Annotated in this window: 9 protein-coding genes; 4 read left to right on the top strand and 5 right to left on the bottom strand. The window is 71.0% G+C overall.

The features are described from left to right. Positions 1–243: 243 nt before the first annotated feature. Positions 244–1,614 (top strand): alpha-amylase, encoded by a 1,371-nt coding sequence (locus ACWGI6_RS22485; RefSeq protein ID WP_453269173.1) that lies wholly within the window; start codon positions 244–246, stop codon positions 1,612–1,614. 9 nt (positions 1,615–1,623) lie between these two features. Here the strand turns inward: ACWGI6_RS22485 and ACWGI6_RS22480 are convergent, their stop codons facing one another. After that, positions 1,624–4,620: an FAD-binding and (Fe-S)-binding domain-containing protein gene (locus ACWGI6_RS22480; RefSeq protein WP_453269172.1), complete on the bottom strand. Its 2,997-nt coding sequence runs from the start codon at positions 4,618–4,620 to the stop codon at positions 1,624–1,626. A gap of 28 nt (positions 4,621–4,648) precedes the next feature. Continuing rightward, entirely contained in the window at positions 4,649–5,107 is a 459-nt protein-coding gene (locus tag ACWGI6_RS22475; RefSeq protein ID WP_453269171.1) for a MarR family winged helix-turn-helix transcriptional regulator, read from the bottom strand. A 137-nt stretch (positions 5,108–5,244) separates the two neighbouring features. On the opposite strand from ACWGI6_RS22475, the gene ACWGI6_RS22470 reads away from it, so the two are divergent. From ACWGI6_RS22470 to ACWGI6_RS22460, 3 genes are all read left to right on the top strand, one after another. Beyond that, positions 5,245–7,062: an ABC transporter ATP-binding protein gene (locus ACWGI6_RS22470; RefSeq protein ID WP_453269170.1), complete on the top strand. Its 1,818-nt coding sequence runs from the start codon at positions 5,245–5,247 to the stop codon at positions 7,060–7,062. 141 nt (positions 7,063–7,203) lie between these two features. Beyond that, positions 7,204–7,599 carry a DoxX family protein gene (locus tag ACWGI6_RS22465; RefSeq protein WP_393905310.1) on the top strand — a complete coding sequence of 132 codons (396 nt, stop codon included), beginning with the start codon at positions 7,204–7,206 and terminating at the stop codon, positions 7,597–7,599. Between the two features lie 17 nt (positions 7,600–7,616). Beyond that, positions 7,617–8,078 (top strand): ASCH domain-containing protein, encoded by a 462-nt coding sequence (locus ACWGI6_RS22460; RefSeq protein WP_453269169.1) that lies wholly within the window; start codon positions 7,617–7,619, stop codon positions 8,076–8,078. 63 nt (positions 8,079–8,141) lie between these two features. Here ACWGI6_RS22460 and ACWGI6_RS22455 read toward each other — a convergent pair whose 3' ends face one another. From ACWGI6_RS22455 to ACWGI6_RS22445, 3 genes are all read right to left on the bottom strand, one after another. Next, the gene (locus tag ACWGI6_RS22455; protein WP_453269168.1) at positions 8,142–9,332 is read right to left on the bottom strand and encodes a GDSL-type esterase/lipase family protein; all 1,191 of its coding nucleotides are present in this window, start codon (positions 9,330–9,332) and stop codon (positions 8,142–8,144) included. 117 nt (positions 9,333–9,449) lie between these two features. Further along, complete coding sequence (locus ACWGI6_RS22450; RefSeq protein WP_453269167.1) at positions 9,450–12,686, bottom strand: glycoside hydrolase family 2 TIM barrel-domain containing protein; 3,237 nt, start codon at positions 12,684–12,686, stop codon at positions 9,450–9,452. A gap of 294 nt (positions 12,687–12,980) precedes the next feature. Continuing rightward, on the bottom strand, positions 12,981–13,799 hold the full coding sequence (locus tag ACWGI6_RS22445; protein WP_453269166.1) for an SDR family NAD(P)-dependent oxidoreductase: 819 nt from the start codon (positions 13,797–13,799) through the stop codon (positions 12,981–12,983). Positions 13,800–13,857: the final 58 nt, after the last annotated feature.

Below are 13,857 nucleotides of genomic sequence, written 5' to 3'. Positions count from 1 at the left end.
GATTGGACTCTTGATGCGGCACTCTTGGACTCTTTGCCGCAATACCGGACGGCTTACGGCAACACCGGAGGTGTCGCCGTCAGCACCTTTCGCAAGTCACTGAAAAGCCTTGCGGAAAACCTTGACGTGTCCGCGAGGTAAACGGCAGGCTCCGATGCGGAATCCCCCCACGGCGGCCTGGCGCGTGGCTGCTCTCGTGGGTGCGGTGTGTGGTGCCGCGCCCCATGACGAAGGAGCCGCAAGATGCAGCAACGTTCCCGTGTGCTGGGCGGGGCCCTGGCCGGAGTGCTGGCCGCGGCCGGCCTCGCCACCTTCGCGCCGTGGTCCTCCCAGGCCGCCCCACCCGGTGAAAAGACCGTCACCGCCACGCTGTTCGAGTGGAAGTACGCGGACGTCGCCAAGGCCTGCAGCGATCAGCTGGGCCCGGCCGGCTACGGCTATGTCGAGGTCTCACCCGCCTCCGAGCACATCCAGGGCGACCAGTGGTGGACCTCGTACCAGCCCGTCAGCTACAAGATCGCCGGACGGCTGGGCGACCGGAGCGCGTTCGCCTCGATGGTCAGCGCCTGCCACGGCGCGGGCGTCAAGGTCATCGCCGACGCCGTCATCAACCACATGGCGGCCGGATCCGGTACGGGCACCGGCGGCACCCAGTACACCAAGTACCACTACCCCGGCTCCTACCAGGACCAGGACTTCCACGGCTGCCGCAAGAGCATCTCCGACTACGGCGACCGCAAGGACGTCCAGACCTGTGAACTGGTGGGGCTCGCCGACCTCGACACCGGCAGCGAGCACGTCCGTATCACCATCGCCAAGTACCTCGACGACCTGCGGTCGCTGGGTGTGGACGGCTTCCGGGTGGACGCCGCCAAGCACATCTCCGCCACCGACCTCGCCGCCATCAAGGGCAAGATGCGCGACCCGGGTTACTGGGCGCAGGAGGTCATCTACGGCGCCGGTGAGGCGGTCCAGCCCGAGGAGTACACCGGCATCGGCGATGTCGACGAGTTCCGCTACGGCAGCCACCTCAAGAGCGCCTTCCAGGGCGGCAACCTCGCCCAGCTCAAGTCCGTCGCGGACGGCAAGCTCCCCGGCGACAAGGCCCGCACCTTCGTCGACAACTGGGACACCGAGCGCAACGGCTCCACGCTGACCTACAAGGACGGCGCCGCCTACACCCTGGCCAATGTCTTCATGCTCGCCTCGCCCTACGGCTCACCGAACGTCCACTCCGGCTACGAGTGGTCCGACAAGGACGCCGGGCCGCCCAGCGGCAGCGGCGGCTGGACCAACGAGCACGCCAAGCAGGCGATCACCGGGATGGTGGGGTTCCGCAATGCGGTGGGCTCGGCGGAGCTGACGGACTGGTGGGACAACGGGGGCAGCGCCCTCGCCTTCGCCCGGGGCGGCAAGGGGTTCGTGGCCCTCAACAACGGCGATGCCGAGCTGGGTCAGACCTTCGCGACCTCGCTGCCCGCCGGCACGTACTGCAATGTCGTCGCGGCCGCGCCGTCCTCGTGTGACGGCCATACGGTCACCGTCGGGGACGACGGGAAAGCACAGCTCTCGGTCCCGGCCAAGGGAGCGGTGGCCCTGCACGTCACCCGCTGACACGCACCCTCACCCGCCGAACGGGCCCGGCCCGAGCGGCGGGTGAGGGCTGCGGCGGCCGGTGGGCAGCGGCTGGGGAGCAGGGCGCGTGGCCCGCTCCAACGCCAGGAGGGCCGAGTAATAGCCCCGGCCCTCCGTCGCGTGATCCATGCCGATCTCGCACATCCGGTTCGCCGACAGATGCGCGTCGAAGTGCCGCGCGGTCACCTCGGCCGCCTCCTTCGCGGTGGCCGACTCCGTCAGCTGCCTGTGCAGCATTCCGCGGTCACCGGCGAAGGCGCAGCAGCCCGTGTCGTCCGGCACCACCACCTCCCGCGCACACGCCTCGGCGACCCGGCGCAGCTGCGCCTCGTCCCCCAAGTGCTGCATGGAACAGGTGGGATGGAGCACCGCGGAGCCGACCGTGCGCACCGCCTCCAGCCGCGGCAGCAGCTCCTCGGCGGCCCAGACGACCGAGTCGACGACCGTCAGCTCGGCGTGCAGCGCGGCATTGTCGGGTGTCAGATAGGGCACCACCTCACGGGTGAGGCCCAGGGTGCACGAGGACGCGTCCACCACCAGCGGCAGACTGCCGCCGGCCGTCCACCCCCAGGCCGCCTCGACGATGCGGTTGGCCATCACCGTATTGCCGCGCTCATATCCCTTGGAGTGCCAGATGGTGGCGCAGCAGGTCCCGGCCACGTCCGACGGGATCCACACGGGCCGTCCCGCCCGCTGTGACACCGCCACCACCGCCTCCGGCAGCGACGGCCCCCGATACCCGGCCGGCTCACCGAAGATCCGGTTCACACACGCCGGGTAGTACACCGCGGCCGCCCCGGCCCGCCGTGTCACGGGCAGCGTGCGGGCCGCCGCGCCGGGGATCCGCGGGAGCCACTCGGGCACCAGATCGGGGCGTACGGCCCTGCGGGCGGCGCGGGTCAGCGACGCCGTCAGCCGGTCGCCGATCCGGTCGGCGGCGGCCACCGCCAGCCGTGCCGCCTTCTCGACGGCCTCGAACCGCCGGGCGGACTGCGCCGCGATCCACTCCTCGCGCGGTGTGTGGCGCCGGTGCCGGAAGTCCTTCATCAGCGCGCCGGTGTCGATGCCCACCGGACAGGCCAGTTGGCAGACGGAGTCACCGGCGCAGGTGTCCACCGCGTCATAGCCGTACGAGTCCAGCAGTGCGGTGGTGACCGGGGAGCCCGGCGCCTGGCGCTGCATCTCGCGGCGCAGCACGATCCGTTGGCGGGGCGTGGTGGTGAGATCCCCGCTGGGGCAGGCCGGCTCGCAGAAGCCGCACTCGATGCACGGGTCGGCGACGGCCTCGGTCTCCGGAAGGGTCTTCAGTCCGCGCAGATGCGCCTGCGGATCGCGGTCGAGCAGGACGCGCGGCGCCAGAATGCCGTGCGGGTCCACGGTTTCCTTGATCCGCCACATCAACTCCGTTGCCCGCGGGCCCCATTCGAGTTCCAGGAACGGTGCGATGTTCCGGCCGGTGGCATGCTCCGCCTTCAGCGATCCGTCGAAGCGCCGGACGGTCAGCTCGCAGAAGGCGTCCATGAACGCGGAGTAGCGCGCCACATCCGCCGGTTTCGCCGCGTCGAAGGCGAGCAGGAAGTGCAGATTGCCGTGTGCGGCATGGCCCGCGACCGCCGCGTCGAAACCGTGCCGCACCTGCAGTTCCAGCAGGGCCGTACAGGCGTCGGCGAGCCGGTCCGGCGGTACCGCGAAGTCCTCGGTGATCAGCGTCGTTCCGGACGGCCGGGTACCGCCCACCGCGGTCACGAACGCCTTGCGGGCCTTCCAGTAGCCGCCGATGGCCGCCGGGTCCCGGGTGAAGGCATTGGTGACGGACGCGACCGGAGCGACCAGTTCCAGCTCCGTCAGCACCTGTGCCGCGGCTCGCTCGTACGCCTCCTGGGCGGCCTCGTCGGGTGCCCGGAACTCCACCAGCAGTGCGGCGGTCTCCTTGGGCAGCGCCGCCCAGTCGGCGGGCACCCCGGCCACGCGCACCGAGGCGCGCAGCGTATTGCCGTCCATCAGCTCCACGGCCCGCGCGCCCGCCGCGTTGAACCGCGCCACGGCTGCGGCCGCGGCACGGAGCGTCGGGAAGAACAGCAGCGCACTGGAGGTGTGCCGGTCCAGCGGCAGGGTGTCGAAGACCGTCTCGGCGATGAAGCCGAGGGTGCCCTCGGAGCCGACCATCAGCCCGCGCAGGATCTGTACTGGTGTCGCGCCGTCGAGAAAGGCGTCCAGGCGGTAGCCGTTGGTGTTCTTGATCCCGTATTTGGCGCGGATCCTGGCCACCAGCTCCGGATCCGCCTCGATCTCCGCCTTCAGCGCCAGCAGGCCCGCGCACAGCGCCGGTTCGGCCTGCGCCAGTTCCGCGTCGGCGTCCGGTTCCGCGGTGTCCACGATCGTGCCCGACGGCAGGACGAGGGTGACCGAGGCCAGTGTCCGGTAGGAGTTACGGGTGGTGCCGGCCGTCATCCCGGAGGCGTTGTTGGCGACCACGCCGCCGAGGGTGCAGGCGAGGGCGCTGGCCGGATCGGGTCCGAGCAGCCGGCCGTACCGGGCCAGGGTGGTGTTGGCGCGCAGCACGGTGGTGCCGGGCCGGATCCGGGCGCGGGCACCATTGGTGAGGACCTGGATCCCGCTCCAGTGCCGGCGGACGTCGACGAGGATGTCCTCGCCCTGCGCCTGGCCGTTGAGCGAGGTCCCGGCGGCGCGGAAGACGACGTTGCGGCCCCTGCCGTGGGCGTAGGAGAAGACCGCGGAGATGTCGTCGAGGTCCTCGGCCACCACCACGACCTGCGGGACGAAGCGGTACGGGCTGGCGTCCGAGGCGTAACGGACCAGGTCGGAGATCTTGTGGAGTACCTTGTCCGGCCCCAGGAGCGCGATCAGTTCGCCGCGCAGTGGCTCCGGAGTGCCCGAGGCCCGTTCGCCGGCCACCCGGTCGTGCGCGGGGCTGCCGGTGGCGGTGGGGCGCAGGGCCTGGGGGTTGGGCTCCAGCAGGGGCATGGCGGCACTCCTCCGGTTGCGCGTCAGCTCAGTGCGGTCTGTCCGGCCCGTCGACCAGGGTGGACAGCAGGCCGCCGAGCACCTCGCGCTGATCGGCGGTCAGGGGGGCCAGGATCTCCTCCGCCGCGGCCCGCCGCGCGCTGCGCAACGCGCGCAGCGTGGAACGGCCGGTGTCGGTCAGCTCGATCCGTACGACCCGGCGGTTGGCCGGATCGGGCACCCGGCGCACCGCGCCATGCGCCTCCAGCGCGTCCACCAGTGTGGTCACCGCTCGGGGGACGACCTCCAGCCGCTCGGCGAGGTCGGCCATCCGCGGCGGGGTGCCGCGGTAGTGGCCGACGATCCGCAGCAGCCGGGACTGCGCGGGGGTGAAGGCGATGTCCACATGCTCCAGGTGGTGTTTCTGGGCGCGGTGCATCCGGCGGGTCAGCCGTACCAGCTGCTCGGCGAGGTTGGTGGTGCTGACCGTCGGCTCGGGGGAGGGCATGGCGCGAGGATAGCGGATGACAGGACTTAATTCATTGTGAGCATAGGTAACAATGAGCTAAGCTCCACGATGCTTGTCCCGGTATCCGCATGCCTGTTGTCCCTCCCCCCGGGAAGCCGCACCCCTCGAAGGAGCCCATGCGCAGCGACGAACCAGAGTGGACCCCACCGCCCAAGGACCCGGAAAATCCGGTCCCACTGCGGCGGATCCTCGCCCTCTTCCGCCCCTACCGCGCCCGGCTGGCCCTCGTCGGCCTGCTCGTCGGCGCCTCCTCGCTGGTCTCGGTCGCCTCCCCCTTTCTCCTCCGCGAGATCCTGGACGTGGCGATACCCGGCCGGCGCTCCGGACTGCTGACCCTGCTCGCCCTCGGCATGATCGCCACCGCCGTCACCACCAGCGTCTTCGGCGTCCTGCAGACCCTGCTGTCCACCACCGTCGGCCAGCGCGTCATGCACGATCTGCGCACCGCCGTCTACGCCAAACTCCAGCGGATGCCGCTGGCCTTCTTCACCCGCACCCGCACCGGCGAGGTCCAGTCCCGGATCGCCAACGACATCGGCGGGATGCAGGCGACGGTCACCTCCACGGCCACCTCCCTGGTCTCCAATCTGACCTCCGTGATCGCCACCGTCTGCGCCATGCTCGCCCTCGACTGGCGGCTGACCGTCGTCTCCCTGCTGCTGCTTCCGCTCTTCGTCTGGATCAGCCGCCGGGTCGGCAACGAACGCAAGAAGATCACCACCCAGCGGCAGAAGCAGATGGCCGCGATGTCCGCGATGGTCACCGAATCCCTCTCGGTCAGCGGCATCCTGCTCGGCCGCACGATGGGCCGCGCCGACTCCCTCACCAAGACCTTCGCCGGTGAGTCCGAGCGGCTGGTCGGCCTGGAGGTCCGCGCCAACATGGCCGGCCGCTGGCGGATGGCCACCATCGGGATCGTCATGGCCGCCATGCCCGCGCTGATCTACTGGGCGGCCGGCATGGTCCTCCAGCTCGGCGGCCCGGCCTTCTCCCTCGGCACCCTGGTCGCCTTCGTGTCGCTGCAACAGGGCCTGCTGCGGCCGACCGTCTCGCTGCTGTCCACCGGCGTACAGATGCAGACCTCGCTCGCGCTCTTCCAGCGCATCTTCGAGTACCTCGATCTGCCGGTCGCCATCACCGAGCCCGCCGAGCCGGTCCGCCTCCCGGCGCCGCGCGGCGAGATCCGCTTCGAGAACGTCCGGTTCTGCTACGACCCCGAGGCCGCCCTCACCCTCGACGGCATCGATCTGACCGTCCCGGCCGGCGGCAGCCTGGCCGTCGTAGGACCGACCGGCAGCGGCAAGAGCACCCTGAGCTATCTCGTGCCGCGGCTCTACGACGTGACCGGGGGCCGGGTCACCCTCGACGGCACGGACGTCCGCGACCTCGACTTCGACACTCTCGCCCGCTCGGTCGGCGTGGTCTCCCAGGAGACCTATCTCTTCCACGCCTCGGTCGCGGACAACCTCCGCTTCGCCAAGCCCGATGCCACCGACGACGAGATCGCCCGCGCGGCCAGGGCCGCCCAGATCCACGACCACATCGCCGCCCTCCCCGACGGCTACGACACCCTTGTCGGCGAGCGCGGCTACCGCTTCTCCGGCGGCGAGAAACAGCGCCTCGCCATTGCCCGCACCATCCTGCGCGACCCGCCCGTCCTCGTCCTGGACGAAGCGACCAGTGCCCTGGACACCCGCACCGAACACGCCGTACAGCAGGCCATCGACGAGCTGTCCGCGGGCCGCACCACCCTCACCATCGCGCACCGCCTCTCCACGGTCCGCGACGCCGACCAGATCGTCGTGCTGGACGCCGGCCGGATCGCCGAGCGCGGCACCCATGACGAACTGCTCGCCGCCGAGGGCCGCTATGCGGCGCTGGTACGGCGTGACGCACACCTCACCCCGGCGGACGATCAAGTGATGGCCCCGTAAGTGACCCGCGGGTAAGGTCGGAGTCGCGGCGGCCAGTTCAGTGGTCGGGGTGGCCGCCGCACCCATTCCTCGGCCGCCGGCCCGGTGACCGGCCGGCCCGCCTCCTGCCTTCGCTCCGTCCGTCCGATCCGGGAGCTCTCCGTGACAGCTGACGACCGATCCGCCCGCGCGCTGGCCCGTCTGCTGGCGGGGATGGGGACCCTGCACTTCCTCGCGCCGAAGCCGTTCGACGCGATCGTGCCCCGGCAGCTGCCCGGCAGCCCCCGCACCTGGACGTACGCCAGCGGCGTCGCCGAACTCGCCGTCGCCGCCGCCGTCGCCCTGCCGCGCACCCGCCGGGCCGGCGCCCTGGCCGCCGCGGGCCTGTTCGCCGCAGTCTTCCCGGCCAACATCAAGATGGCCCACGACTGGCGGCACCGCCCGGCGCCGCTCAAGGCCCTGGCCTATGCACGGCTGCCCGGCCAGCTCCCGCTGATCGGCTGGGCCCTGCATACCGCCCGCGCCGCCCGCGGAACCACACCCGCACCGCGCCCGTAGCGCCTACGCTGCGCGGTATGCCCCCGCACCAGGATCACCTGGACCTCCCGCAGTTCGCACTCGGCTTCCCCGGGCCGTTGCGCGACCGGCTCGTCGCCGCGGTGCTCTCCGGTGGCAAGACCGCCACGACCGGCCTGCTGACCGAGTACGAGCGGTGCGAGGAGCCGCTGCCGTCCGCCGGTCAACGGTCGGTCATGCCCGACTCCGCCGGCCGGCCGGTGGCCGTGATCGAGGTGACCGGGGTACGGGTGGTCCGCCTGGCGGAGGTCGACCGGGCGCACGCCATGGCCGAGGGCGAGGGCCATACGACGGTGGCCGCCTGGCGGTCCGCCCACGAGGCCTTCTGGCACGGCCCGGACCTGCGCCATGAGCTCGGCGACCCGGAATTCACCGTCGACGACGACACTCTGGTCGTGCTCGAAACCTTCCGGATCGCCGAGCGCCTGGAGCGCGGGAGCGCCTCCGCCCAAGAGAGGTGAGGTGAACCGGGCACCGGGAACATCGGCGCCCGCCCCCCGGACTCGGGCACGCGCCTGCCGGGATCAGAGTGCGTCGACGTCGACGGCGTCAGCCATGACTCGGTAGCCCTCGTCGTTGGGGTGTTTGTGGTCACCGCTGTCATGGGGCGGCGCGAGCGCGTCCGGGTCCGCCGGATCGGCCAGCGCCGCGGCGAAGTCGGCCACCGCATCGAACTCGCCCGAGGTGCGCATCCAGTCATTGACCTCGCGGCGCTTCGCCTCGGCGGCCGGTGTGTGGTACTCCGAACCCTTGAACGGCATGATCGTCCCCCCGGTGGCCCGCACCCCCGCGGCGCGGGCCATACCGATCAACTCCCGGTACCCGGCGATGAGTTCACCGACGGAGCGATCCGGATTGGGCCGGTACGTCGGCAGCTCGATCTCGCTGAAGCCGATGTCGTTGAGGCCCACCAGCACCACCACCGAGCGCACGCCCGGCTGGTCGAGCACATCGCGGCGGAAGCGGTCGCCGGCCCGGTCGCCGAACCATGCCGAGTCGCTCAGCAGCAGATTCCCGCCGATGCCCTGGTTGAGCACGGGGCGCGGGGTGCCGCGGGCGGCCAGCCGCTCGGCCAGTGCGTCCGAGTAGCGGTGGTTGCCGTCGATGGCCGAGGCGAAGCCGTCCGTGAGGGAGTCGCCGAAGACCACCACCGTGTCGTCACGCGCCGGACCGCCGTCCGCCAGCTCCACGGCGGCGAGGTAGTACCAGGACACCGTCGTCTCGCCGAACACCGCCGGATCGGCCGCCGCGAGCTGGTCGCCGGCGGCCCGATAGGTGGTGGCGTACGCCTGGGCGTGGAACGAGGCCGGGCCGGTCGGCCGTGCGAAGTACAGCGACACCGTCAGTGACTCGAACGGCGCCACGCTCACCTCCGCGGCATCGCTGTAGACCTCACCGCCCGCCGGGATCCGCACCGCATCGGCCCCGCCGAAGGTGAGCCGACGCACCGTGCCGGTCTGCTCGGCCGCTCCCCGATCCGTACGGGCGATCGTGGCACCCGCCACCTCCAGCGGGCTGCTCCCGTAGCGGTGCGAGAGCTTGATACGGGCCGAGGTGCCGGCTCCGGTGACCCGCACGACCTGGCGTACGGTCTGGTCCGCGAACCCTTCCCGCGCCCAGTTCTTGTGGAAGCCCTCGCTGGGACGCTGGACGGCCGCGGTCCAACCTGCGCCCCAGGAGGGGGCGTTGACGTGGGCCTCGTCGATGCGGTTCATGATGCCGGGGCCTCTCTGTCGTGTGCCGGGTGGCGATGACAGAGAGTTTGGGGGCGGACCGGGGAGCTACCCAGGCCTCTGGTCTTGGTACGCACCCGATGCCTACCAAGACCAGGGTCACCCTTCTCTCCCGTCCCTCCCGTTCCTCTGGACGGGCGACAGCCGGTACCCGTAGCTGTACGTCCGGTCCGCGTGCAGCAGATACTTCTCCAGCGGCGGCGCTCCCCAGGAATCATTCCCGCCGACGCCCATCTGCCGGTGGTTGACGCCCAGTTGTGTCTCGCCCCGCCGCTTCAGCTCGTACGGATGCCGTGGTCCGTCCAGGTCCGCCGGGGTGTGGTGCAGCGCGCTCAGCTCCAGCAGCGGCGCGTCCGCGCCCGGTTCCGCGCAGATCCGCAGGCCCGTGCCGTCCCGGTCGGTGAGGGAGGCGGTGCGCACGTCGGTGACATTGCCGGTCTGCTGGGGGCGTATGTACGGCCCGTACTGGGCGTCGACGGTGCTGCGGTAGCGGCCGACGAACGCGGCGGTGCGCCGGTCCCAGTAGTTCTCGTGCGGGCCGCGGCCGTACCAGTCGAAGGTGTCCAGCCCGGCGGGGACGGTGAGCAGTGCGCCGACCATCGGCAGGTCGGGCAGCCGGCCACCGGGTCGCAGGGTGTGCTTGATGCGTAGTTCGCCGTCGCCGCGCACCGTCAGGACGGTGTCCCACTGGGAAGTGAGCGGTGAGGTGGGCAATGTGGCGGTGATGTCGATGGTCACCTCGGAGGGGGACGGCTGGGCCGCTCTGACGGCGGTGACGGTGCGCCGGGCGCCGGCGTCGCGCCAGGTCCGCAGGGAGTTCTGGGCGCCGCGCCCGATGTCGTTGTCGGTCGGGCCACGCCAGAAGTTGGGTACCGGGCCGCCGGTGAGCAGGGTGCGGCCGCGGTGCCGGTAGGAGGTGAGGGTGCCGGTGGCCTTGTCCAGGACGAGTTCGGTGTCCCGGCCGCTGACCGTGACGGATGTGCCGGTCTCGGAGAGCGTCAGTGGGGGGAGGGCGGCGGGCCCCGGATCGGCGGGGGCCGGGGCGGACCAGGGGAGGGCGAACTGCTCGGCGGCGACGCTGTGGCCGGCGTGGGCCCACCGGGTGTCGCGACGCAGCACGAAGGACAGGTTGAGCCAGTACGCGGCGCCGGGCTCGGGCTGCCGGGGGCGCTGCAGCGGAAGCGTCACCGTGGCATCCGCGCCGGGTGCGGCGTCGGGAGCGGGCCGGGTGCCGTGCTGCATGCGCTTGCCGTCCCGGGTGACCTCCCAGCGCAGTTCATAGGCGTCCAGGTCCAGGAAGAGCTGCCGGTTGGTGACCTTGACCGAGCCGGCGGTGAGATCGGCGGCCGCCATCCGCACCACCTGGTACACCTTCTTGACCTCGTGGATCGCCGGGTGCAGCTCCCGGTCGGAGGAGACGATGCCGTTGCAGGAGAAGTTGCCGTCGGTGGGGTAGCCGGGCTTCCAGTCCCCGCCGTAGGAGAGGTAGGTGCGCTGCCCGTCGCCCGGGACGGGGCGGCGGATGGCCTGGTCGACGAAGTCCCAGATGAAGCCGCCGTGGAGGTTGGGGTAGCGGTCGAAGACGTCCCAGTACTCCTGGAAGTTGCCGGTGCTGTTGCCCATCGAGTGGGCGTACTCGCACAGCATGAAGGGTGTCGGATTCCCCGACTTGCCATACCTCTCCACCTCGTCGGGCTTGCTGTACATCTCGCTGTGGAGATCGGCGACCTCGTTCATGCCCTCGTAGTGGACCGGACGGGACGGGTCGCGACGGTGCGTCCAGTCCGCCATCGTCCGGAAGGTGCTGCCCTGGCCCGCCTCGTTGCCCAGCGACCACACGACCACGCAGGGGTGGTTCTTGTCGCGTTCGACCAGTGAGCGCATCCGGTCCAGACAGGCGTCGGTCCACTCCGGCAGGCTCGCGGGCAGCCGGTCGCGGACGCCGTGCGATTCCAGATTGGCTTCGCCGACGACGTACAGGCCGTATTCGTCGCACAGATCGAGCCAGTGCGGATGGTTGGGGTAGTGGGAGGTGCGCACCGCATTGATGTTGTGCTGCTTCATGATGCGGATGTCCTGCAGCATCCGCTCCTTGGTGACGGCCTGGCCGTGGTCCGGGTCGGACTCATGGCGGTTGACGCCGCGGAAGACGATCGGCTTGCCGTTCACGGTGAAGGTGCCGGGGCCGTGGACGATGCTGCGGAAGCCGAGGCGGGTGCGCTGGATGTCGACGGTACGGCCGGCGGGGTCGGTGAGGGTGAGGACGAGCGTGTAGAGGTGCGGGGCCTCCGCCGACCACAGGGCCGGTGCCTTGACGGTGGTCTTCGGTGCGACCGTCACCTCGTTGCCGTCGTCGAAGGCCAGGGTGGCGGTGAGCGGCTTCGGCAGGACGGGTGTGCCGTCGGCGTCGTAGAGGGTGGCGGTCAGGCGGTGTTCACCGGCGGCCCGTGGTCGGCCGGCACCGGGCGGGTGGCCCGCGCCGCGGTCGCGGACCGTCGCGGTCACCGTCAGTTCGGCGTCCCTCTGGGTGGCGTCCAGATCGGTGCGGACGTGCAGATCCTGGAGGTGTGTCCCGGGTATGGAGTAGAGGTAGACGTCGCGGAAGATCCCGGACAGGTCGATCATGTCCTGGTCCTCCAGCCAGCTGCCGTCGGACCAGCGGTACACCTCGACCGCCAGTGAGTTCTCGCCGTCCTTCAGCCGGTCGGTGAGGTCGAACTCGGCGGGGGTGTAGCTGTCCTCGCTGTAGCCGACCCGCTCACCGTTGACCCAGACGAAGAACGCGGACTTCACCCCCTGGAACGAGATCAGGGTGCGGCGGCCGCGCCAGTCCTTCGGCACGGTGAAGCTGCGGCGGTAGGAGCCGACCGGGTTGAAGCCCTCCGGGACGTGCGGAGGCTCGGGGGTCTCATAGCCGATCCACGGGTAGCGGATGTTGAGGTAGATCGGCTCGGGGTAGCCCTCGATCTCCCAGTTGGCGGGCACGGTGATCCGGTCCCAGCCGCTGTCGTCATAGCCGGGCCGGTGGAAGTCCTGGGGGCGTTCGTCCGGGTTCTTCGACCAGTGGAAGCGCCAACTGCCGTTGAGCGAACGGTAGTAGGGGGGCCGCTCGACGTCCCCGGCGAGCGCCGCTCCGGTGGTGTGGAACGGGATGAGCCGGGCGCGGGCCGCCTCGCGGTTGACCTGGAAAACCCTCGGTCGGGCATTCCACTCACCGCCCTCGGCGGCAGCGGCCTCGGCCGCGAAGGACTGCTTCTGCGCGGAGAAGGCCGCCCAGCCCGCGAGGGCGGTGCCGGCGGCGAGGAACGATCGGCGGCTGACACGGTGTGCGCACATTCCACAGCTCCGAACGTAAGGCAACAGGAAGCAGCAGGATCGAACATCCTCTGCGCCCAAGACAACCCTTGCGCACGCCACTTCACAAAGAACCGCTTCCACACCGCCGCTCACACGAAGAGCGATTCCGTGGTCCGCGGTGGCGGGGCGTGGTGACACCGTGCGGGCCGTCCGCCCGGCCTTCACGGCAGCCGGGGAGCGGCTGGTCCGCTGGATCACGACATCCCGCGTCGCTGTCGCCGAGGTCTCCGCGCCGGCTCTCGCCGGCGCCCGTTGCACCCCTGGTCCCGCAGCTCAGGCCCGGTCGATGAGGTCGTTGGTCAGCTTCATCAGGCGGTCCCGGGCTTCGGCGTCGTATGCCTGGGCGTGTGCCCGGGTGTCGGTGAACTGGTCGAAGTAGCGGCCCGTGGTGGAGGCGAGGTCGGGGTCGAGGAGCAGCCGGACGGTCGGGCGAACCCCCTCGTCGATGTCGGTGGCCGGGGTCAGGCCGTACTCGCGTACTCCCTTGGTGTCCATCAGGTGGGCCGGATGGAGAGTGTTCACCGTGACGCCGGTGCCCTCCAGCTCGGCGGCCAGATGGAAGGTCGCCATGATCAGCGCGAGCTTGCTCTTGCAGTAGGCGTGCAGCCCCTCGTAGTCCCGCTCCAGCATGATGTCGTCGAAGTCGAGGGCCTCCTGGCCGATCGAGGCGACATTGACCACGCGGGCCGGCGCCGAGGCGGTCAGCAGCGGCAGCAGATCGCGGGTGAGGGCGTACGGGGCGAGGTGATTCACGGCGAAGCGCAACTCGTAGCCCTGGTGGCTCAGTTCGCGGGTGAGCGGCTCAGCGCCGCCGCCCGCGACGGCGTTGTTGATCAAGCCGTCGAGCCGGGGTTCCGCCGCACGGATCCGGGCGGCCATCGCGTGTACCTGGTCGAGGTCGGCCAGGTCGGCGAGGTAGGTACGGACGGTGGACCGGGGGGCGGCGGCCCGTACTTCGGCCGCCACGCTCTCCAGCCGGGTGCGGTCGCGGCCGTGCAGCAGGACGGTGCCGCCACGGGCCGCGAGATCGAGTGCGAGGCCGCGGCCCAGGCCCTGGGTGGCGCCGGTGATCAAGGTCGTGGATGGATTCATGACAGCCAGCCTGACAGCACGGCGCGGTGACAGGGGGGTGTGAGCTGAGCCTGGTGTC

Source organism: Streptomyces sp. NPDC054786, assembly GCF_053611685.1.
This window is presented reverse-complemented; position numbering and strand designations above follow the sequence as displayed.